23 protein-coding genes and 1 riboswitch are annotated in these 22,628 nt (G+C 38.9%); of the genes, 5 read left to right on the forward strand and 18 right to left on the reverse strand.

The annotated features are described in order from the left end of the window. Window positions 1-12: 12 nt before the first annotated feature. On the reverse strand, window positions 13-921 hold the full coding sequence (locus BM143_RS04740; RefSeq protein ID WP_090023423.1) for a 1-aminocyclopropane-1-carboxylate deaminase/D-cysteine desulfhydrase: 909 nt from the start codon (window positions 919-921) through the stop codon (window positions 13-15). A 769-nt stretch (window positions 922-1,690) separates the two neighbouring features. Next, window positions 1,691-2,017: a hypothetical protein gene (locus tag BM143_RS04745; RefSeq protein WP_090023425.1), complete on the reverse strand. Its 327-nt coding sequence runs from the start codon at window positions 2,015-2,017 to the stop codon at window positions 1,691-1,693. A gap of 40 nt (window positions 2,018-2,057) precedes the next feature. Between BM143_RS04745 and BM143_RS04750 the strand changes: the two genes are divergently transcribed. The 3 genes from BM143_RS04750 to BM143_RS04760 all read left to right on the forward strand — a co-directional run bounded on the left by BM143_RS04750 (window position 2,058) and on the right by BM143_RS04760 (window position 4,627). Continuing rightward, on the forward strand, window positions 2,058-2,240 hold the full coding sequence (locus BM143_RS04750) for a DUF5522 domain-containing protein (RefSeq protein ID WP_048502239.1): 183 nt from the start codon (window positions 2,058-2,060) through the stop codon (window positions 2,238-2,240). A gap of 1 nt (window position 2,241) precedes the next feature. After that, window positions 2,242-2,772, forward strand: a complete 531-nt coding sequence (locus tag BM143_RS04755) for a DUF4136 domain-containing protein (protein ID WP_090023427.1) — start codon at window positions 2,242-2,244, stop codon at window positions 2,770-2,772. Between the two features lie 328 nt (window positions 2,773-3,100). Next, window positions 3,101-4,627, forward strand: coding sequence for an endonuclease (locus BM143_RS04760; RefSeq protein WP_090023429.1), 1,527 nt, complete (start codon window positions 3,101-3,103; stop codon window positions 4,625-4,627). 93 nt (window positions 4,628-4,720) lie between these two features. Here BM143_RS04760 and BM143_RS04765 read toward each other — a convergent pair whose 3' ends face one another. From BM143_RS04765 to namA, 16 genes are all read right to left on the reverse strand, one after another. After that, window positions 4,721-5,089, reverse strand: a complete 369-nt coding sequence (locus tag BM143_RS04765; protein WP_090023431.1) for a hypothetical protein — start codon at window positions 5,087-5,089, stop codon at window positions 4,721-4,723. A gap of 26 nt (window positions 5,090-5,115) precedes the next feature. Continuing rightward, window positions 5,116-5,769: a hypothetical protein gene (locus BM143_RS04770; protein WP_090023433.1), complete on the reverse strand. Its 654-nt coding sequence runs from the start codon at window positions 5,767-5,769 to the stop codon at window positions 5,116-5,118. A gap of 69 nt (window positions 5,770-5,838) precedes the next feature. Next, window positions 5,839-6,492 carry a hypothetical protein gene (locus BM143_RS04775; RefSeq protein ID WP_090023435.1) on the reverse strand — a complete coding sequence of 218 codons (654 nt, stop codon included), beginning with the start codon at window positions 6,490-6,492 and terminating at the stop codon, window positions 5,839-5,841. 12 nt (window positions 6,493-6,504) lie between these two features. After that, on the reverse strand, window positions 6,505-7,320 hold the full coding sequence (locus BM143_RS04780; RefSeq protein WP_228407837.1) for a hypothetical protein: 816 nt from the start codon (window positions 7,318-7,320) through the stop codon (window positions 6,505-6,507). A gap of 8 nt (window positions 7,321-7,328) precedes the next feature. Further along, window positions 7,329-9,992 (reverse strand): OmpA family protein, encoded by a 2,664-nt coding sequence (locus tag BM143_RS04785; RefSeq protein ID WP_090023437.1) that lies wholly within the window; start codon window positions 9,990-9,992, stop codon window positions 7,329-7,331. 11 nt (window positions 9,993-10,003) lie between these two features. Continuing rightward, window positions 10,004-10,492: a DUF4280 domain-containing protein gene (locus tag BM143_RS04790; RefSeq protein ID WP_047449413.1), complete on the reverse strand. Its 489-nt coding sequence runs from the start codon at window positions 10,490-10,492 to the stop codon at window positions 10,004-10,006. A gap of 2 nt (window positions 10,493-10,494) precedes the next feature. Then, window positions 10,495-11,532, reverse strand: a complete 1,038-nt coding sequence (locus tag BM143_RS04795; RefSeq protein WP_139221987.1) for a hypothetical protein — start codon at window positions 11,530-11,532, stop codon at window positions 10,495-10,497. A 21-nt stretch (window positions 11,533-11,553) separates the two neighbouring features. Then, on the reverse strand, window positions 11,554-12,594 hold the full coding sequence (locus BM143_RS04800) for a hypothetical protein (protein ID WP_090023441.1): 1,041 nt from the start codon (window positions 12,592-12,594) through the stop codon (window positions 11,554-11,556). 38 nt (window positions 12,595-12,632) lie between these two features. Next, complete coding sequence (locus tag BM143_RS23710) at window positions 12,633-12,932, reverse strand: hypothetical protein (RefSeq protein WP_139221988.1); 300 nt, start codon at window positions 12,930-12,932, stop codon at window positions 12,633-12,635. A 4-nt stretch (window positions 12,933-12,936) separates the two neighbouring features. Continuing rightward, window positions 12,937-14,358, reverse strand: a complete 1,422-nt coding sequence (locus BM143_RS04810; protein ID WP_090023445.1) for a T6SS phospholipase effector Tle1-like catalytic domain-containing protein — start codon at window positions 14,356-14,358, stop codon at window positions 12,937-12,939. A gap of 64 nt (window positions 14,359-14,422) precedes the next feature. Then, entirely contained in the window at window positions 14,423-15,397 is a 975-nt protein-coding gene (locus tag BM143_RS04815) for a DUF2931 family protein (RefSeq protein ID WP_262484246.1), read from the reverse strand. A 64-nt stretch (window positions 15,398-15,461) separates the two neighbouring features. Further along, entirely contained in the window at window positions 15,462-15,632 is a 171-nt protein-coding gene (locus tag BM143_RS23900) for a hypothetical protein (RefSeq protein ID WP_156122705.1), read from the reverse strand. 1 nt (window position 15,633) lies between these two features. Continuing rightward, complete coding sequence (locus BM143_RS04820) at window positions 15,634-17,565, reverse strand: type VI secretion system Vgr family protein (RefSeq protein WP_090023448.1); 1,932 nt, start codon at window positions 17,563-17,565, stop codon at window positions 15,634-15,636. 158 nt (window positions 17,566-17,723) lie between these two features. Beyond that, window positions 17,724-18,128 (reverse strand): type VI secretion system tube protein TssD, encoded by a 405-nt coding sequence (gene tssD, locus BM143_RS04825; RefSeq protein ID WP_090023450.1) that lies wholly within the window; start codon window positions 18,126-18,128, stop codon window positions 17,724-17,726. A gap of 186 nt (window positions 18,129-18,314) precedes the next feature. Beyond that, the gene (locus BM143_RS04830) at window positions 18,315-18,608 is read right to left on the reverse strand and encodes a DUF2752 domain-containing protein (RefSeq protein WP_090023452.1); all 294 of its coding nucleotides are present in this window, start codon (window positions 18,606-18,608) and stop codon (window positions 18,315-18,317) included. 8 nt (window positions 18,609-18,616) lie between these two features. Beyond that, window positions 18,617-19,669, reverse strand: a complete 1,053-nt coding sequence (gene namA, locus BM143_RS04835) for an NADPH dehydrogenase NamA (RefSeq protein ID WP_090023454.1) — start codon at window positions 19,667-19,669, stop codon at window positions 18,617-18,619. A gap of 99 nt (window positions 19,670-19,768) precedes the next feature. Between namA and BM143_RS04840 the strand changes: the two genes are divergently transcribed. Then, complete coding sequence (locus tag BM143_RS04840) at window positions 19,769-20,251, forward strand: cytidine deaminase (protein ID WP_090023456.1); 483 nt, start codon at window positions 19,769-19,771, stop codon at window positions 20,249-20,251. Between the two features lie 316 nt (window positions 20,252-20,567). After that, window positions 20,568-20,743: riboswitch (cobalamin riboswitch) on the forward strand. A gap of 32 nt (window positions 20,744-20,775) precedes the next feature. After that, complete coding sequence (locus BM143_RS04845; protein ID WP_090023458.1) at window positions 20,776-22,617, forward strand: TonB-dependent receptor plug domain-containing protein; 1,842 nt, start codon at window positions 20,776-20,778, stop codon at window positions 22,615-22,617. Window positions 22,618-22,628: the final 11 nt, after the last annotated feature.

The raw sequence follows: 22,628 nt of genomic DNA on the forward strand, positions 1-22,628 counted from the left end.
TTCAATTTTTACTTATATAATTAAATTTCTATTCTGTTTTTCCAAAAGCAGATTGGCTCCTTCAATACCCTGCAATCCGCCGGTATGAAAGCACAAAACCCTGCTATTCTCAGGAAAATATCCTTCATCTATCAGTTCGAAAACTTTCTGCATCATTTTTCCCGTATACACCGGCTCCAAAGGAATACCGTATTTCTCTTTAAAATCATTGATAAAACGGATGTTTTCATCTTTTATTTTACCATAACCTCCAAAACATGAATCTATTAGATTAAAATTCTTTCCTGAAGTTAATTCTAAAATTTTATTCTCAAGTGAAGCATCGTCAACGACCTTAAATCCTATAACTTTCTGATTTTCTTCACAAAATTTTGCTATTCCGGCAACCGTTCCTCCGGTTCCGACTGCGGTGCAAAGATAATCAAAATCTTTTGTTTGGTCATTCAGCATCATTTTCACGCCTGCTACAGCCTCTTCATTGGTGCCTCCTTCAGGGATGATCAGGGCATTTGGGAATTCGTTCTGTAAAAATTCCGTCAGTTTTTCTTTGTGGCGGTATTCTTCACGGGTGACAAATTTCAGATTCATCCCGTTTCTTTTCGCAAAAAGCAGTGTAGGATTATCACGCCATTTATGTTCGAGCTCTTCACCTCTTATGATTCCCAATGTCTGAATGCCCGACAAGCTTCCTGCAGCAGAAACCGCAGCAATGTGATTAGAATAAGCTCCTCCGAAGGTAATGACATAAGGGTTTTCCGGATTTTTTTCCAGATAGCTGTTGATATTGTAAAAGAGTTTCCAGTATTTGTTTCCTGAGATTTGGGGATGAATAAGGTCTTCTCTTTTGATGAAGAGTTTTATGTTGTTCTCAATAGGTATTTCCTGAATGGGAATGGGTTCTGCCGGGGCTTTTAATAGCATTTTTGTTGTTTAACTATTATCTGCAAAATTAGTAAAAGATTTGTGTTTCTGTGAGTTTATATAACGCCGTAAATCATTTTGTTTTTTTACATTAAAGAACACAGAAAAATGTAAGGTTATTTTTTAACCACGGATGGCACAGATTTTCACAGATCATGATGTTAAATGCATTTGTGATTATTTGTGGGAATATTTGTGCAATTTGTGTTTTAGGTTTTGGCTAAAGCCGGATAGAGGCGGCTTATTTCCTGAAGGCGGGCTAAAGCCCACCCCTATTGAATTTTAAGATTGCTTTTTATTTTTATGATGGGAAATACAAAAAATTATGAACAATTATTTTTTTAACCTCGGATGACACAGATTTTCACAGATGATGATGTTAAATGCATTTGTGATTATTTGTGGGAATATTTGTGCAATTTGTGTTTAAATTTTAGGTTTTGGCTAAAGCCCCATGAATGTGAATTTATTTTTGGAAGGCGGGCTAAAGCCCACCCCTATTGAATTTTAAGGTTGCTTTTTATTTTTATGATGGGAAATACAAAAAATTATGAACAATTATTTTTTTAACCTCGGATGACACAGATTTTCACAGATGATGATGTTAAATGCATTTGTGATTATTTGTGGGAATATTTGTGCAATTTGTGTTTAAATTTTAGGTTTTGGCTAAAGCCCCATGAATGTGAATTTATTTTTGGAAGGCGGGCTAAAGCCCACCCCTATTGAATTTTAAGGTAAACATTTTACATTTTACATTTTACATTCATTACAAATACTTCCTGAAATTCCAGAATCTCCTTTTCTTCAGATAATCCAGATCCTTTTCGTTTGCGTAGGCTTCCCGTTCAAATGAGATCCTTTTATAGGCAAGGAAACCATCTTTGAGTTTGAAAAACCAGTAGTAATATTCGATGACGTAAACAATGTAAAAGAAAATAATAAGCATTTCCAGCTGCTGTCTCAGATGGATTTTTTCGTGATTGATAAGTACATTATTTTCCTTATCTTCGGGTTTCCTAATGAAGATAAAGGGAAAGAGAGCAATGCCGTTAATTTTTAATTTTTTTAAGGGCTTTTGGCATATAATTATCATACTAACAAATATAAAGTTTTTTGACTTAGAGATTTAACTTATGGCCCAATATGACATCAAAGAAGGTGAAGACTTCTACTACAATGAACAGGGGTACAAGGTTTTTACAGAAAAATTCCATCTGAAAAGGGGATATTGCTGTAAAAGCGGCTGCAGACACTGTCCTTACGGGTACGATAAAAAGACGGATACATTCATTAAAAACGATAAAAAAAATAAATAAAATGAAAAAATATATTTTTATTTTGTTAGCCACGGCTGCATTAGGCCTTACATCGTGCAGTCCTTTCCAGGTGCGTTCAGATTATGCGGAAACGGCCAATTTTACGACTTATAAAACCTATAAGATCAGAATTGACGATCTGAAACTGAATGATATTGATAAAGACAGAGTTTTAAACGAGCTATCGAGACAGCTTCAGGCCAAAGGGCTTCAGTCCGGCGAGAATCCTGATCTGATCGTTAATGTAAAAGCGAATCATAAAAAAGTAACAGACATCACCAACAATGCTTCTCCTTACGGAATGTGGGGATGGGGCGGTCCTTTCGGATGGGGTGTTGGCATGAGCAGAACATGGACGAGCAACTATAATGAAGGTGCAATCATCGTTGATCTGATTGATTCTAAATCCAACAAACTGGTTTGGCAGGGAATAGGAAGCGGAATTTCTGTGGATTCACCAAAGTCTAAGCAGAGACAGATTCCTGAGATTATGGCTGAGATCATGAAAAATTATCCTCCTCAGAGAAAGTAAGATCTTTAAACCAATTTTATATACAATCCGGTGCCGTTTTTCTGTGCCGGATTTTTTTGTATTGAATGTAAAATGTTAGTTCAAACGCAAAAGGCGCAAAAGATTTTTTATCTTCATATTGTTTTAAGGCGCAAAGATTTTATCTCCGATAAAATTGTACTCCACCATCATTATGGAAACTGAAAAACAGGTTACTATATCATGCTATAAATTCAGTTAAATATTTTATCTGTAATCCTGATAAACTGCATGCGGTACATTTTAAAATTAACAATTATGTAATTTCTTATTCGTGAAAATATAGTATTCTTACAGAAATTTTATTGATATGAAAAAATTGATCTTATGTACTGTAATAGCGGGGTTTGCCAATGCCCAGGCTCCTGCAGGGTATTACAATTCAGCGAATGGATTAAGCGGTGCCGCGCTGAAAACGGCATTAAGTTCTATCATTACAAACGGACATCAGGACAAAGGATATGGTGGATTATGGACAGGTTATAAAACGACTGACATTGACAAAAACTACGAGAATGACGGTTCGATCATGGATATTTATTCAGAAAAACCTTCAGGAGCTGATCCTTACAAATATACTCCGGGAACCAATCAGTGTGGAACGTATTCTGTAGAAGGAAACTGCTACAACAGAGAACATATTGTTCCTCAAAGTTTATTCAATGAATCTTCGCCGATGGTTTCGGATATTCACTTTATCAGAGCTACAGACGGAAAGGTGAATGGAATGAGAAGCAATTATCCTTTCGGAAAGGTAGGTTCGGCAACATTTACTTCTAAAAACGGATCCAAGCTGGGAAGTTCTTCTTCTTCAGGATATGCAGGAACGGTATTTGAGCCGATCGACGAGTTTAAAGGAGATGTAGCCCGAATGATTTTCTATTTTGTAACCCGTTATCAGAGCAAACTTTCTACTTTTTCTTCGGGTAATATGTTAGGAAGCTCAACATTTCCGGGACTACAGACCTGGGAACTGAATGTTCTTCTGGCATGGCACAATCAGGATCCTGTTTCGGCAGCTGAAATTGGAAGAAATAATGCGTCTTATACTTATCAGGGGAACAGAAACCCATTCATCGACAATCCTAATTATGTAAATCAAATCTGGGGTTCTTCCAATCCGGGGCCTACAGATCCGGGAACACCTAATCCGGGGACAGGCTGTGTGAACGAAACTTTTGAAGCAATTCCGGCTGCCAATGCTTCTTACACGACAAGAACGTGGACAGGAAGTGGTATTTCATGGACTGCAACTGATGCCAGAACAGACCAGACTATCAACAGCAAAGCCATTACGATAAGGTCAGGATCTTTAACTTCGGGAAGTTCTGCGAACGGTATCGGATCACTGACGGTAACTACTCAGCTTAAATTTTCCGGAAGTAACGGAACTTTTGATGTAAAAGTAAACGGAACAACCGTAGGAACGGTACCTTACAGCACTACTGCAACCACTACGACCATCAATAATATCAATACTTCAGGAAATGTGACGGTAAGTCTTGTGAACAGCTCATCCAGCAACAGAGTAGCGATTGATGATCTTAAATGGACCTGCTATTCGGGAACGGCAAAACAGGCTCAAAAAGTAGCCGCTGACGAAACTGCGGTTCAGGAGCTTCAGGTTTACCCTAACCCGATCTCAGGGCAGGAAATCTTTGTAAAGGGAGATACAAAGGACATCAAAAAAGCAGAAATCTATAATCTTCAGGGGAAAACACTTCAGACGATTAACAGTCCTTTTAAAAATGGAAATTCTATTAAGATTAAAAATCTTGAGCAGGGAATTTATATTTTAAAGCTTGATCAGTCTACTTTGAAGTTTATTGTGAAATAATCTGTTGACTAAAAATAATAAGGCCGGTTCAATGTTTTGAACCGGCCCTTTTATTTTGTTGTAAAATTTAATCTTAAAAGTATTTAAATACATTTACTGCTTAAGTTTAATGTACTTATTTTCCATCCCTTCATATAGAATGATCAATGTGTCATTTTTAATGGTGTATTTACTTTCCGCCTTTTCCTTCGTATCTTTCTCAATGGTGATTATTTTATCATCCCGTAATTCATAGGCTGATTCTACTGTGTTTTTCATTTGCCCTTCCCCTACATGCTGAAGAAATTTCCCATCGTTGGTAAATTCCAAAACAATGTGTTCTATTAAACCTCCTGTCTTAGAATCTTTAAGACCTCCCTGCCATTTACCTATAAGTCTTACATCCTCCTTCTTTTGAGAATTACAGCTAAGTGCTATAAGGCATCCCAACATCACTAAAATATGTCTAATTTTATATTTCATTTTAAGTAAAATTTTCTTTACAAGGATTATTTCATGTACTGATACCACGGAGATCCCTGTGGAGTAGGATATTTTAATCCGAAGACCGCATCGTTTCTGTACGCATCTTTGGTCACGGTGACATATTTATTTCTGATTCTTCCATCGTCTTCGATAGAAATACTCAGGATGGAATAGTTTTTCCCATCGTCCCAGAAAAAAGAAGTAGGATAGGTAAAAGAGTTTTTCTCACCCTGGTTCCATGACACTTTATCCGGTGCTACTTTCTTAAGCTTTTCAAAAATCTGCTTTACTATTTTAGCATCTACAGTGGCTTTATCGGTCACAGTAGCAGTAGGTTTTCCATGTTTTCCCGCAATTTTTTCAACAAATTCCAGGGAGCTTTTTTCAGCGGCATTGGTGTCAACTGCGCCTACTTTCCCTTTGTATACGGTAATTCTTGTTCCCATTGTATTGTCTAAAGGAATTCCAGCATACGTCAAACCTTTATTTTCATCTGCATAATATTGAACAACATCCGGTTTACTGCCTTTGTCTTTCAGAAATACATCTTTATTTTCAAAATCATACTTCGTTGCTTCTTCGCCCAGAGAGACGGATGAAAGATCAAATGATTTATTTCCGCAGCAGATATTAATCAATACCACGAAAATCAATATCAGGAATTTTCCTTTTTTCATAATAGTTTATATTTTGATTTATTAATGTCATTCTCCTTTTCTTCCTTTGCGAAAACAGGTTAAGTATTTTTATTGTTTTAAATAGATAAATACGATACAGAGTACGTTGATCAAAATGAGTACCAGTCCTGCTCTCAAAGACCATCTCAGTCTTTTTTTCATGCTATCCGATGCACCGTAAGTAGCAAGCAGTGCCGCTAAAAATGCAGCAACCCCAGTAAAGATACCTCCAGCGGCCAGCATTACCCAATCCAGTTCCACAGCATTGGTATTCTCCTGATTTTCAGCATCTGTAATTTTTACTTTTTCACCCAAAGCGGGTGGATCATTACTCGTAATGTCCAGTGTTTTTACCATTTTCTTACCATTGGCATCGGTGTATTCCACTCTTGGAAAGAAGATGACTCTGTCGCTGTATGAGGAATTTGAAAAGTTTTTACCTTTTGTGATTTCCTTTTTATAACCCACCACGGTTGCGGTATATTGGGGTTCATCGAAAGTTCTGTAGGCTTTCTCCCAAAAAAATGAGTAGGATAAAATGAACGTTAATCCATTAATGGAAACCATTATTAACGAAACAAAAAACAAGAGAAATGCCTTCTCAAGAAAATCTCCTGTTTTTCCGGAATTCTGTTTTTTATCCGAAATTTTTGAAAAAATCCTGTATCCTAAAAATATAGAAAACAGAACAACCACAGCTACAAACCCTCCAAAAAAAGTCATTAACCCGATATTTTAAATAATACTAAATCCTTTTTCCTTCGTTCTCATGTGAAGCTTGATTTCCATTTCAATATTGCCCTGCTTTTCAAGATCCGGACTTATGAACTGAAGCGGCTGAGATCCGTCTTTTCTCATGAGTCTTACCAATTTACCATAGCCCATGATTTCAAGGTGCAAATCAGCCTCATTAAGTTCCTCAACAGCTAAATTCTGGCCAAACAACTGACCGGCACTGTCTAAAAACCTTTTTTTCCGGTCTTCGGAATAATATAAAGCCTGTTCCTGAAGCTGCATCTTATCATGAGACATTTCCAGGTATTTTCCGGCATTGTGCTCAACCAATACGGCGCGTATCTGTTTATAATATTTGAAAACATCGCTGAAGAGGTCTTCTTTTTTCACATCTTTAAAATCTACCGAATGCTGCCAACCGTCCAATACAAAAGGAAGTTCCACTTCTATTTCGCTGGCCACATTAAACGTGGGATGCTGAACATTCTCAGTGAGTCCGTCCCATGGAGATTCCATTTTAGGGCGAAATTCAGCACGGGATGCCTTCCAGTTATCAAAATCTGCACAAAAGAAATCTACCGATAAGGTATCATCTTCATCCAAAACATTTTTTCCCAAACGAGGATACATTTTTCCGACTACCTGATATTTCCCGCTCTGAAGCAGCGCCTGGTTGATCATGGTGTCTCCTCCGAATCCGCCTTCTTTGGTCTCATCTCCGTACCAGTCTATGACGGGAACATCATTTACATAAATGGTTCCAGAACAATACATTCTGGGATAAACGGAATATAATGGTTTTTTAAAATTATGCATACCTGAATTTAAGTTAAATATTTTTTATCCATATAGTAAGTTTCTTCTTTCATCACCTTTTCTTCTACTTTGAAATTACTTTTCCACCAGCCTACTTCACCTTCAATCTCTACAGAAAGAACAACTCCTGAAAATTTCAGAACAGGCTGGATAAATAATCCTGTCGTGTCAGAATCCAGCACAATATCACCTCCAAAATAGGAATCAGCTTTGGCTGCCGCTTTAAACGTAACAATGGGTTTTGCTTTGGTTCCTTTTACCGTCCCTACTTCAATACTGATACTGAGTTCTATGGTAGCGCCCATTTTCCCTCCGATCGTTGTTTTCCCCTGCATATTGATCCCGTTAATACTGTCAATTTTCAGGGCATCCACCATGATTTCCAATTCACCATAGAATGTTGCGGTAAAGGTAACAGAAGCGCCCAGTTTTTCCAGTCCGCCTCTGAATTTATTGATAATTTTCGCTGCGGCAGGGTTCCCGGTGGCTCCATAAGAAGCTACGGCAATGGCTGCACCGATGATATCAATAACGACTTCTGCGCCTATCAGGGGTTTGAAACCAAAACCTACTTCTCCGATAACGCTCAAAGCAGCTCTCTCATTGACTCTCTCCAGATACCATTTTCCTACAACGGTAAATTTAGGATATCTGAGATTGAAACCAACGGGAATAGCGGTTTCTTTTGCAGCACTCTGAGCATAGTTGATGGCATTCTGAACAATATTTACAGCGGTGGCTATCATTCTGGCGACCACCTCTATTTTATCTGCAAACTCGTTGGTAAAGCTTCTTTTTTCCCGGCCGGCATCCCATTCTGCGGACAATCCTACACCTACATTGATCGGAACTTTTCCGTCTTTATTCAGCTGCATTCTTTTGTACCCTGCCTGTCTGGATTTTTCCTGATGCTTGGCGTAGATATTCCCCGCCGGCATATTGGATGCTTTATAGTTGGAAACATTCACCTGAAATTCCAGTGCAAGTTCCCATTTAATATCCGGATAGGCTTTAATTAAAACCGTTGTTCTTTTATCGTTACTGAAATATCTGCAACTGTGAATGTTCATATGGAACTGATTCGGATTGGTTGCTATAGGCCAGATATAGTTTATGGGAGCAGCATTGAACCTCGACATATTCGAGTAGACTTTATAATTAAAAGACGATGGGGCAAAGGTCTGTTTGGTATCTCCTTTATCTACCGCCTGACCCACGTCGATCATCAGGATCTGCTTTTTATGCTTGTTTTTACTGCCATGGTAGCATTCATTGGTATCAAATCCGGAGATATCAATCGTAAGGTCTTTTTTCGTTGACTCCGTCGGAGCTACGACTTCATAATTAATGGTCTGGGCATCATGAGCATTGAATACAAAAGAGATATCTACTCTTCTGTTACTCTCGTAGTCCTTTTCATTTTTGAACCGGATATTATCCTTCCCCATTTTATCGTCTGTAGGATCTACTTCTCCTTTCCCAACGGAAATGATTCTGCTTGGATCAAGGCCTCCGTCTGCAAAAAATTTCTTTACGACATCGGCTCTTCTCTGGGACAGTCCTTTATTGTAATTCTGTTTTCCAATCACGCAGGCATAACCGCTCAGATTCATGGTTGAGTCTCTGTGTTCCAGAAGAAACTTGAGTACATTATTGAGGATGGCTACTCCGTCTTTATCGATGACCGTAGAGTCAAATTTATAATAGATTGTTCTCTCGATACGTTCCTGCAGGGCAGCCGACTGTATTTTTTTAATTCCCTTACCATTATCAAAAACAGTTACCGTCGTATTACTGGCTTTTCCGTCTTTCACTTCACTTTCGGTGATCTTGATCATTTCAAAGCGGCAAGGTTCCTGACGGACGGAATTTACATCCGGCTTGTATACTTTTGTAGGCGTCTGATTTTTGCTGACATTGGCATTGGTAGTGACCACTTTATTTTTTACGTTCAGATAGATCGCGTGAAGATCATCACCCAGATTATCTTTGATGTACTGTTTGGAAGCAGTATCTTTTACTTTGATATAAAATTCTTCTACATTTTGGATGTTATCTACATGAGCCATCCACGAGTAGGTATTTTCTATTTTTAAATTGACCTCTCCGTCTATAACCTGAACATTATTGTAGACATGAACCAGCTTATCTTTTTTTGCAGTCTGCTGATTCCAGAGTTCGATCGTTACGGTATTTCCATTAAGACCTTCCGTCATCAGATTAAGATAAACCACGTGGCCATAAGAAATGAAATTTCCCTTATTCTGGTTTTTAATACTCGTTTTACTTCCTCTTTGAGTTGTCCATTTGCTGGTAACAATTTTAGGATCACACCAGCCTTTTACATAGAGTCCTGTATTGTTTTTCGGATCTCTTTTTCCGGACAGACTTGCTTCAATATAGTAATGATAGCTTCCGCAAAACTGTTTGGAGATCAGGAATTTGTAGCCTCCTTTTGAGGGTGCCTGATTGATGATGATTTTCCGGTTATTGGTCTGCCTCATCCAGATAATTTCTTTCTTTTTATCTTCGGCAGTCGTTCCGGGCAGCCATTCTTCAACGCCAAAATAAACCCACTGATCAGGTTTTAGCGTTACTCTCTGGCCTTTCACCGACATATCGGGATAGTAAAGTCCTTTTGTAACCTGTATTTTTTTTACTCCTTTAGCCATTTGTCTGTCGTTTAGATTACACCATCTTCCCCACCATAGGCAGGCTGTTCATTATACATTTCTTCTGAATCCACCAATGGATTGATCTGCTGCTGTACATCTTTATCCGCATTTTTAAAATTCTGCGGGCTGCCTTCCGTTCTCTGTCCGTGGTCTATAATTTCAATACACGGTGTTCCGGCAATGGCACAGATGGCCTTGCTGGTTTCAACGATAATATAGCCGCCGTTATTAAGCTGTACTTTTTCATAGAAATCTTTCCACTCCGTGACCATGATTTTGCATGGCGGTGGCGGAACTCCCATTTTGATGCAGTTTCCGAATGTATTTTTCTCGAATGTGGCCGCTCCAATTTCTTTCGTGGTGACGATGAGTTTTTTGGAGGCGTTTTTATCATTCGCGTATTCTTTCTGGTGTGAGAGCACTTTGAGTTTGTCCGGAAGCTGTCCGAACTGGCATTTGCACATAGCACCCTGTACTACAATATGTTTTTCTGCCATGGTTAAAATTCTTTATTTGAAATTACTAGTCGGGTTAAATATTCATTTCCAAATTCAAGACGGACGAAAGAGGAATTCATCTTAAACGTCACAACGGTAAGGGCTTTTTCTGAATTTTCTTCCGTTTCTCCTACGGTCTGATAAAGCTGTGCGTTATATCTTGCAAATTTTTGTTTACATTCTGATGGTGAGCTGTCATTAAATACCAACCCATGCGGTAATCCAGACACCATATCCTGTCCGTAATACTGGATAGCATAATATTCCAGACCTGTGCTCATACTGGCGTAGATCATATTGAAATCGTCGAAATCCCAATTGGAGTATTTTCCGCCTTTGCAGTCTTTGCATTCCGGTTGGGTAGGCTGTACCTGTAAAAGTTTTGTAAAGGTATCGGACGAGGCCGGTAACGCTATAAACTGTTTCTTCCCGAACAGGCTCTGCAGCTTTTTTGAAACTTTTTTCTGCTTCGGATTTTCTGCAATCATATCCGTTGTCATGACAGCGGTACTATAGGTAGTGGCTGCGCTGTCAGTTAGTGAGGCATCATCATCATTTGAAGGTTCCGGGCGTTTGTAGGTTAAAAGAAATTCTTTGATCTCTTTTTCTACTTTTCCAGTAGATTTGGTCAGTTTGGTATCTACTTCTTTTTTCGACCAGCTGTCCGGAATTACTTTCTCAAGAAAAACAGTCACTTTTGTGCTTTTCGCAGAGACCTTTTTCATATTGACATTCCATACCGCCTGCTGGATAAATTGTTTGGATTTAGCGCCATTTTTTAAAGCCAAAGTCAGATAAGGATTTTTCTGGTCGCCTTCATATTTCAAATGATAAAGGTCAACAGTGGTTGTAAAATCGGTATCTGATGCCGCAGCGGCTTTCGGTTCGTCCTGGGTGAAATCATTTTTAAAATCAAAAATAGAATTCTGTAAGGTCTCGATATCTTTCGGGACGTTAAACTCCAATTTTTGCCCGAAATGCAGGCTAAAGCTCAATATAAAAACAAGGATGGATAATTTATGATTTGGTTTAATTTTCATTTTGTTAGTTTTTTTTTTCAATTATTCAGTCAGCATCGCAATGACTACTGATATTTTCTTTTTCTTCTCGAGTTGCAGGTCGCATTCCAAATACATTGATTTCACCAGTAAATTCTGCCCGTTCAGATAATAAACGATCCTGAAATTCCCTTCCTGATTCATCACCGGGTTATCCTCAATGATCATTGAAAAAGGGGCTTTGTTGATGAAATCATAGGTACTTCTTTCATCATTTAATTTTCCTTCACCTTCTATATTAACCAGACCGGATTCTCCTTTCAGCGGATCAATTTCCAGTTTTATTTCATATTTCGGTTCTACCGGATTATCTACCACAGGAAAACTTTCTGTTAATTCTGTTTCATAATCCTGTCCGAAACTCTGATAAGCCCCAAAAAACAATGTTCTGATGAAATAATCATTCTTAAGATAAAGACTGATCACCTCCGGCTCATCTATTATTTTTTCTATCTTTTCACAGTAGCTGTCTACCGTTTCTCCTTCAAATTCTTTATACACTTCCTCTTTTACAGCGGCCCATCTTTCTTTAAACACCGAAATATTTTCCACCGAATTGAATTTCCCCTGCTCATCCACACTGATCTGTAAGGGATACAAAACTTTGGATGTTTTATAGGCCAGGAGATCTGCTATTTCATTGACTTCCTCTTCGTTCAGAAAAAGATTGGAGGTTCTGTCTATTTCAAAAAAATGCAGCTTAGTCTCCTTTTTAAGCCAACGTACTGAGGTTTCATATTTCAGTTCATTCTTGCGGTCGTTGCTTTCCATATTGATAGAAACGCCATATCTGCAGAATGAATTTTCAGGTTGAAAAACAAGGCTGTTTCCTCTTCCAAACGGCACCAGCCGGGTTTTATCCGTCACTGCTGTTCTTGGAAGAAAAAGTTCCTTCTGGCCTGTTAGCTCAATCAGGATCATATCCTTGACATCGCAGTGGTTATTGTGAAATAACTTTAAAGCACCAGCATCTAGATGGTACAGCGAGGCTATACTTTTCAGGCTCTCCTCTGTCTGGACGGTATGTATATTAAATTTCTGCATAAAAATGATCCGGCATCCCTGTTCTCTGTCAGTATTTCCTACTTAATACTCATTATGTACATGATCAGCAGCACGATGCCCGACCCGATCAATATTAAATTTGTACTCCTGTTCTTATTATTTTTAGTAAAAAAGCTCACTACAATCTCCATCAAAAGAAATAAACACCATAAAGCGATCCAGCAAACATTTAAGACCAGGTGCATCGGAATGGACATCCCGCTGTTTCCTCCTATGGACTGCACCGGATGGAACCATGAGTCCCACTGGTCATAGACATAGATCAGGATAAATCCCAGTAATAAAATTCCTACCCTTAACGCCAGATGTTTATTCATGCAATTACGCTTTATGGATTACCCTTTCTCTGTCTGAGGTAGGATCCATTCCTATACCCTCTCTTCTTGCAGACCAGTGCAGGTATTTATTTCTGAGTATTCTCAGATCGTCCTGCTCTTTCATTTCTTTCTGGTAGTCAGCGTATTTCTGTTCCGGTATGGAGGCTCCGCCGTAAGCGGTTTCAACTTCTTTATATCTTTTAAAGACATATTGTTTTCCATCTGCCATGGCATAGGGTCTCAAACGGTCTTTCACTCTTAACAGCAACTGATCCCCTGAAATGGAATAGGTTTCATCGGTAAGTTTTTTTATTTTGAGTGGAACTGTTTTTTCAACGCCGTACTCTGCCATAAAATGCAAGGGAATATAGCTATAGGTCTTTTTCAAAAGTTTACGTTCCCCCCTTAATGACAGATAAAATCCGGGCATAATCGTCAGCTCATCTTCCTTATACCATGCATCATTGATCAGCTGCTGTCTTAATGTTTTTAATTTTGTACTGGTCGTCCATGAGGTTTCCACTTCTTCCCAGATTTCAGGTCCTTCTTCATAAGCTCCGCCCACATCACAGTGTACACCGGGAAATATTTTTTCTGTTCCTATACTTACATTGGTTAGGTCAAAGTTTTCTCTGTGCTCATTTTCAGCAACAAAATGGATAATGGTTTGTGCCCTTCCGATATCATCCAGTCCCAGTTCTTCCACATCATTGTGAAAGTTTGGTTTTGGAGATAAGTTTTTGGAGTAGGATGAAACCGTGTCGTAAATGCCCAAAAATCTCACCTTCAGTATACCTACTTCAATTCCGGCTTCCTGCAGCTTCAGACCCAGATGCCCCCATTTTGGAAGATCCTCGTCTTCTACGCCGGTTCCATCACTGTCCGAATGGGAAGTAATGGTCGTACCTTCATATGAAACCGTAGTGGTTTTAGCTTTATATTTTGATTTTCCTATTTCATGAACGAAATTTCTTGCTGCGGCGGCACCACGGCTGAAACCGAAAACATCAAAAGTAAGGACAGCAATCTTATCCGCTTTTTTCGAACTTTTAATATTCTTTACTTTTTTCACGATCTCTTCACAGCCTTTTCGGACTTTTCCGCGGATCCCGGTATCTCCTGTTCCGAAAGCATACCCAAGCATAGAATCTTCCTCCTTATCTTCCGTTCCGATTCCTTCTATATAAATGCCAAAATTTTTATCGTAATTATCCCATAAACGCGCTACATTACTCCAGTCATTATTATAACTGTTGTTGTCACCCGGCTTTCCTCCGTTTTTCTTGTAATCGGCCGTTTTTTCTCTTCTTTCGATAGTATTGGTCTTGTTGTTCAAAGTTCCGTCAAAAAACACCCCAAGAGTAATATCTAACACTTCCTCTTTGGATATTTCCGGTGTATAATCTCCAAATTTATTATTGTGCATGGTTTTATTTTAATTTTTATTGACAGATTTTAACAGATACAGAAATTCTTTTCACTGTTGCTTCTTACTCTATTTTACGGGAAAATCTGACCTTTGAATTTTTGATCGGCAGTTCTTCCTTTTCGTTCTTTAATGATAAACTTGCGCCGGTATTATCTGCATTCACTTTAATGATAAGATCTATATTCTTTTCTTTTCCAAGTTGATGGAAGCGTTCAAAGATTTCTTTCTCGTCAAAAGCATCTACCCATACTGCGTATCTGTTTTTATTTTTATCTCTCCAGTAAAAACCGCAGAATTTCGGAACTGCACGACTTTTATAAGTATCACCAGTCAGGGTTTCTCCGAAAAGATTTTCCTGCTCACCGTTATAGTTATTAAGCCCGAAATCGATCCATTCACTTCCTTCCGGCAGGATTACCGTGGGTTTCCAGTTAAATTTTTCTCTGTAAGCCTCATAGATATCCGGAGCGGGATAGCCTTCTTTTTCTATTTTAACTCTGGTTTCCGGCTTGAATGTTTCATAGGAAGGGTCTTTAAGCATTCTTTCTGCAAAACCTTCTTTCAACATATATTTGGCATTATCGTATGCTTTTTCCTGAGTAATGATGGTATCATGAGCCTGAAAAACACCCACTTCTTTCTGGTTTCCCGGCCCGTTGATCCAAAGAACAACCTTTCCTTTTGGAGCAAGTCCAACAATAAAATTGGTGTAAGTGGTTTTTTTACCGTTATCCTGATCGATAAACCCTTTTTCAAAAAGTCCTTTTATTTTTTCTTTATCCAGGTCCCATTTTCCGGTGTAAAATGTATTTTCCACCAAAGAATACCACGTAAATTCCAGCTTATTGGGAATATCCATCTGACGGGTTTCTACGCTCATGGTTCCGCCTTCATTTCCCCAGCCTGTATTTTGGGTTCCCCAGATGGCATCGAAGCTGTAGGTGAAATCATCTGCAATGATGCCTCCTTTGTAAACTTCCATAGGATATTCCATGGGTGCCGAAACGGTGCCTAGCCAGCTGTATTTTTGTTCCATTTTTTTATTTTGACAATTGATGAGTGAGAAACTACCTGCAATAAAAAGAATCAGAATTCTTAATTTACTTGTTCCCATGAGACATTATTTTCTTATTGCTTGCCAAAACAAGATTGTTCTTCTGTGCTTCCACATTGATCTTCTGCGCAATTTTTTCAACCTTTTTGCCTACATTCAGATGGTAAGTGTCATTGACCTTGATCTGTATATTTTTAGCTGTTTTGATGATCGCCATATCAGAAAAGTTTTGATTTTTCAGCACTGTTGAATTCTACAATCTTGCCGCTTTGCATCGTCATGTTTTCCAGCTCGCTGAACATAGATATTTCTCCGGCTATTTCATTGGACGTCTCAGACTGTCTTTTAAATTCCTTTTCTACCATCTCAGTTCTGGTGTCCGAAGATTCACGGATATCGCCTGTAGCAGTTTGTACAATATCTTTTCCGGCAGTGGAAATAATGCTGTTATTGGCTGAGCTGTTGATGCCTTCTCCCGCACTGATCGAAATTTCTTTTCCTGCGGTGATGTTGATATTATCTCCGGCATTCAACGTAAAGTTTTTAGGAGCTTTCATGCTGATATTTCCTGCACCATCCATAAAATAAATGTTTCCGCTGGGATCCATGATCTTTACGCTTCCTTCTTCGTCATTCATTAAAATTCTGATTCCGCTTCGGGTTTGGATAGATTTCAGATGATTATTGATCCCGCCGCCTAAAGCGATTCCTCCATGAAACATTCCTCCCATGACGAAAGGTCTGTCGGGATGGCTGTGAACGAAATTCACCATCACCTGATCTCCCACTTCGGGAATGGCTACATAGCCTCTGTTCTGTGTGATCTGATCTGTACCTCCTGCATCAGGGCTCATCATTCTGATAAAATGGGTGGTATCGCTGGTTTGCCAGTCGAACTGCACCTGTATTCTTCCCTGTCCTTCCGGATCTGTATTGGAGATAACGATGGCCGTCTGTGGTTCAGCTTTAGGAATTTTGTATTCCGGTCTCGGAAGAAATCCTGTATCGGCCGCTATTCCGGCAAAACTTCCCTTATAATGCCCGATAGTATCAATTTCATGTTCAGCTTCCGTGATCATAATTCTTGTAAAGTACGATGTCTCATTAGAATCCTGTTTACGCATCTGAACATCGGCCACACATCCTGGATGAAGGAATGGTACTGTGGTATTTCCTGAAATAGAAAAAACATTGACCGCCTCACTTCCTGAAGCGCTTTTCTGTGAATATTCCACATCAAGATGAGTGGAGGCTTTGATAGGCGCTATCTGAAGCGCAGGGGTTTTGTAGATGCTGTTGTTATGATCGTACGCTGTTTTTGCAATATCACTTACATGCTGGATTGGTGTAGAACCTGAAGTAAGTTTTTCATGTTTGTTGCTGTTGTACCCGTAGTACTGGGGTTTGGTGTGTACAGCTTTCAGTTCCACCTTAATATCATTGGCACTGCTTCCGTAGGTCAGGGTAATGGGTTTATTCTGAGGCGGAAGTTTCCCGAAATGCAGGACTTCGCCATCATAAAAGAACTGTTCGCCATATGCTTCGGCCATTCTTGCCAGATAGTTGTAGTGGGTTTCGTCGTATTGACTGCTGTAGATGATCTGGGAAAAATTATTGGCATCGATTCTAATATCGAAACGGCCTCTGTCGATTCCCTGTTTGATCACTTCTTCTGCAATAATGCCCATATTGACCGGCTGGTTTCCTCCAAAACTCTGGATATGGGAAGCTCCGTCTAATAGTATCGTAGGACTGCATCCGGTAAGCACAATGTTTCCAAGACTCATTTTTTCCTGGCTGAATGCCACTCCGGTGATGATTCCTACAAAGGTTCGTTCCGGGCTGTTGTCTATATCTTTATAAGAAATAACTGCGGTAAGACGTTTTCCCAGAAATTTATTGGCATCTTCCAATGAATGGGTCTGGCGGTCTCCCAAAGTATCGTGGGCCAGAGTCAGCGTGAATTCGTGGTGACGCTGGGTACTCTGCTTCAATTTAAAATGCTTATAAAATTTGATAATTTTTCCTTCTATGACTAAGGAAAGCTTTACCAGACGGTTGATGCCCGTATGATGATTCTCGGATACCCCATCTGCATTCTGTGCCGGGCGAAAAGCTGCACCCTTTGGTTGTTCTGGTGTAGTAGACATATTTTATAAAGTGATTTGTGTTAAAATGTGTATATTATTCATCTAAACGGGAATTTTTGAAAATAAACAAAGATTCCTGGCCAGAAAATAGCGTTCACAACAGGTAAAAAAAGACCGTCTTCAGGGACAGTCTCTTTATATTTTTTACTACTCGGGACCTAGCTTAATGGCCAGAATCCTTCGTAAAGTGAATTTCCGTATGAAATAGTTTCTGCACTTATAACAAAGCTAATCAGCATACTGTTGGTATCGATCGCATCAAAATCCATTTCATGCTGGATCACGTATCCGTTTTCCCACTTCAGGGCAATGAGTGTTCCTTCTTCATGAGATTTATTTAACGTAATCTCACCGCTTGTAGGCTTGTATTTACCATTCAGTAAGCTTTCCAGAATATCAGATTTTTCAGTTGCTTCTACGGTTACTTTGATCAAAGCGTTTGACGGGTCAGACGCTACACGTCCTGAAACATCAGTAGATCTTGATACGCTGTAATTAAGCTTTAACAACTTTTGTCCTTCACCTCCATTGAATTTTAAGATTCCTCTTGAATTTCCTGCCATATTCTTATATTTTAATCATTTATGAGTATACTATTCATAAAACTAGTCTAACAAAGATAGAGTTCATGCTCTAATTTAAAAAGTTTTTATCTAAGAGATTTATATTTTGTAGTAATTCTACGACTTTTTTTTCAGACCTCTCAATTGCTTGTCAAAAAATATTGTCCCATTTTGATCTTTCATTTATCAATGGGCATGCAGATAAAAATGTTTATAATAGTACGATACGATCATGATGACCAGATTGATACCAACCATGATCATCAGAATATTTCCATACTTCCTTTTTTTATCTACAAAACTCAGGCCTAATGTAAACAGAAACAACAGTAATGTATAAACGGCCGGGTACAGATGAAAAGCTTCTGAAAACTTCCCTTCAAAAACGAGCACAATGGCTCTCTGGGCACCGCATCCCAAACATTCAATTCCCAGAAATTTCTTACTGGGACAGGTCAGCATAAAGTCTTCAATTTTCATCCGAAACGTTATGATGAAATTTTGGCTCTGGTATACTGATGGGGAAAGAAACAATCTTCTTGCGTCTCAAATGATCCCTGTACAGCCATGTAGGGGTTTCTAAGAATTTCTCTTGCCACAAAGATCAGATCTGCCTCTCCTTTCTGAAGGATTTCTTCGGCCTGTTCTACTTTGGTGATCAATCCTACGGCTCCGGTTTTTACTCCGGCTTCGTTTCTTACCTGGGATGAAAAAGGAACCTGATACCCATCAAAAACAGATATTTTAGCTCCGTGAATATTTCCACCGCTTGAAACATCTACAAGGTCTACGGAATGTTCTTTTAAAATCTTAGCCAACTCCACACTATCATTAATATTCCAACCATTTTCAGCGTATTCGGTACCGGAAATCCTTACAAAAAGAGCGATATTCTCGTTCAGTTCTTCATTGACTGCATCCACAATTTCCAAAAGAAAACGGATTCTGTTTTCAAAACTCCCTCCATATTCATCTGTCCTGATGTTGGAAAGTGGCGATAGAAACTGATGAACCAGATACCCGTGAGCCCCGTGAATTTCTATGAGATCAAAACCTGCTTTTACCGCTCTTTTGGCTGCTTTCTTAAAATTATCGACCTGCTCTTTGATTTCTTCGACGGTAAGAATGTGTGGAATTCTTTCGGAAGGATGGTATGGAATAGCACTCGGTGCAACGGTTTCCCAGCCTTCTTCAAGCGGGATCTGCAGATTGTTCCAAGTGGAACCTTTTCTTCCGGCGTGGGCCAGCTGGATTCCTATCTTACTTTCTGACCGCGTATGAACAAAATCAACGATTTTTTCGAGTTCTTCTGCCTGCTGATCATTCCAGATTCCCATACAGTGATTGGTAATTCTTCCGCGCGGCTCTACTCCGGTGGCTTCAACCATAATTAATCCTGTTCCTCCCTGAGATCTGCTTCCGTAGTGCACAAAATGGAAATCATTGGCCAGGCCGTTTTCGCATGAATACATACACATAGGAGACATCACCCATCTGTTTTTTAGTTCTATATTTCTGAATTGTATTGGTGTATATAGCATTTTATTTTTCGAATTTCAATTTAATGATGGATAAAAAAAACATTGTCCAGCTGATGAAAAAGAAGTAAATTTAGCCCCCCTTTTTAGTCTGACTAATATATGAAAAAAGACATACAGATCAGTTACGAGCACTTTAAAAATAGCAGTGAACTGAACGACATAGAAAAGACTCTTTTTGAAAGAGCTATCCAGGCCCGTGAAAATGCCTATGCCCCTTATTCCAACTTCCTGGTAGGATGTGCCGTTTTACTTGAAAACGGTGAAATCTATTCCGGAAACAACCAGGAAAATGCAGCCTATCCATCGGGATTGTGCGCAGAAAGAACGACTCTTTTCTGGGTAGCTGCGAACTTTCCGGATATGAAAGTGAAGAAGATATTCGTAGTAGGCGGTCCCAAGGAATTTCATGAGAAAAATCCTCCGATTCCACCTTGCGGAGCTTGCCGACAAAGCTTAATAGAATACGAAACCAAACAGCATGAAGACATCGACCTTTATTTTTCAAGCATGAATGATGAAGTGGTGAAGGTGCATTCTATCAAGGATCTGCTGCCGTTTTATTTTGATTCTACGTTTTTGTAGGGAGAATCAAGAGTCAAGAACCAAGAACCAAGAGACAAGAATCTAGATTTTAAATATGAAAGCCTAGATTTTTGTCAATGGTGAATTTTGCTTCGCAAGTCAATAGTGAATTTTAAGACTGTATAGTTATGGATATCATTGACGATTCACTTGCGAAACAAAATTGACAATTCACCGTTCACTTTTAGTTTTTTTCCAATTTTGCAGTATCATCTTCGTTGGTGATCATTTATACTCTTAATAAATTTCTTTGTGAAGCCAAATTCACTATTCAACATTCACTTTTCTGCCTTTTTGTGCAATAGATTTAAAAAGTTATCTTTGCAAAAATTTTGGTTTCCAGCGTATTGGAAATAATAGGGAATTGGGTGAAACGCCCAAGCTGTCCCCGCAACTGTAAATCGCGATAAGAGTTTCTGCAAAAAACCACTGTTCATACGGGAAGGTGCAGGAAGCGAAAGTCAGGAGACCTGCCAAAATACTAACTAAAAAACATATTACTTTCGGAGGAAAAGTAAAATAGTATGGATATAAAAAGATCTTTATTACTGCTTTGTTCGTCTTACGGCAGCTTTCTTTTCGCACAGGAGAAGGCCCTTGACACTATTTATATTTTTGACAGCCAGATGAGCAAGGTGAAACTTTTTCATCCGGTTCGTACCATCACTCAAAAAGACATCGAGAAAAACTCAACCAGTCTTTCTGAACTTTTACGTTATCAATCTTCTATTTATATCAAAGAAAATGGCCGTGGTGCTGTTTCTTCGCCCTCTTTCCGTGGAACCACTGCACAGCAGACCGCTTTTGTATGGAACGGAATCAACATCAATTCCAGTTTTTTAGGACAGGGAGATGTCAATAATATTCCACTGTTCGGATATGATCAGATCGACGTCAAAGCTGGCGGAGGAAGTGTTGTTTATGGAAGCGGAGCTATAGGTGGAAGTATTCATTTAAACAATGTTTTAGATTTTAACAGAGGTTTTAAAGGTTCTGTTTTCACGGAAGTGGCTTCTTTTGATACCTATAATAATTTTGCACAGGCTTCGTTCAGCAATGAAAAGTTAAGTGTAAAGGTTTCCGGAAGTTATTTAACGAGTAAAAATGACTATAAAGTCCCTGAATTTGTGGTAGGAAGTACCCCGTTTGATAATATCAACGGAAGGTATTACAATACTTCAGTCAACTTTGGGGTTTCTTATAAAATTGCTGACCATCAGACTATTTCGTGGCAAAATCAGATCTTTGATGCTTCACAGCACTATCCTATTTTTGAGGATAATGGCAATAGAACAAAATATAATGCACAGACTCTGAGAAGTCTGATTGCATGGGATATCCAAAAAAGCAATCTTTCCAACAGCTTAAAAGTAGCATACACGGAAGATAATTTCCAGTATTTTTCAGATATTAATCAGCCTAAAGCAAGTGGTGCAGAAGGAAAGAATTATATTTTTAAAAATGATTTTAATTATTTCATCACGCCAAAGATCAATATCAATGCTATCGGAGAATTTCAGGTGAATAAAGGTGAAGGCTATCAATCCGGAATCGGAAGCATCAGCAGAAATGTAGGTTCCTTAGCTGGATTGATCAGATATTTCGCGACTAAAGATCTTCGTTTTGAAGCAGGGATTAAGAAGGATTTCGTAGAAGATATCTCTTCTCCCCTTCTGTATTCTTTTTCAGGAAAATGGGATGCTACACCGTGGTATCATGCCGGAATCAATTTTTCCAGAAACTTCAGATTCCCTTCATTTAATGATCTTTACTGGCAACCGGGAGGGAATCTGAATTTACTTCCCGAAACGTCCACCAATATTGATATGAACCATGAGTTCAGGCTGGGAGATTTTAAAATTACATTAAGTCCTTACTATATGGACATCAAAAATCTCATTAGCTGGCTTCCGACATCTTTTGGATACTGGGCACCAGTAAATACGTACAGAGTTCAATCTTACGGTCTGGAATCGCAAGCCACCTGGAATAAAACATTCGGAAAGCACACTTTGAAGCTGGACGCAGGTTATACCTACACAAAATCTATTAATAAAGAGACTCAGATGCAGATGATGTATGTTCCGACTCATAAGGCTGTCGGAAATATAGAATATGGATATTCTTTCCTTAAACTGTATGCTCAGGGATTATTCAACGGGCTTACCTATACCAGTACCGATGAACGAAGGTCTACAGCTATTGATCCTTATTTTACTTTAAATACAGGAATTTCAGCAACAGTCTTCAAAAAATACACTGTAGGGTTTAAGGTGAACAACCTTACCAACGAGGTTTATCAGACGGTATCCCTCTATCCGATGCCGAAGAGAAACTACAGTGTTTATGCAACAATCAATTTTTAAACTTAAAATAT

The organism is Chryseobacterium oleae, assembly GCF_900115055.1.
GTDB classification, from domain to species: Bacteria; Bacteroidota; Bacteroidia; order Flavobacteriales; family Weeksellaceae; genus Chryseobacterium; species Chryseobacterium oleae.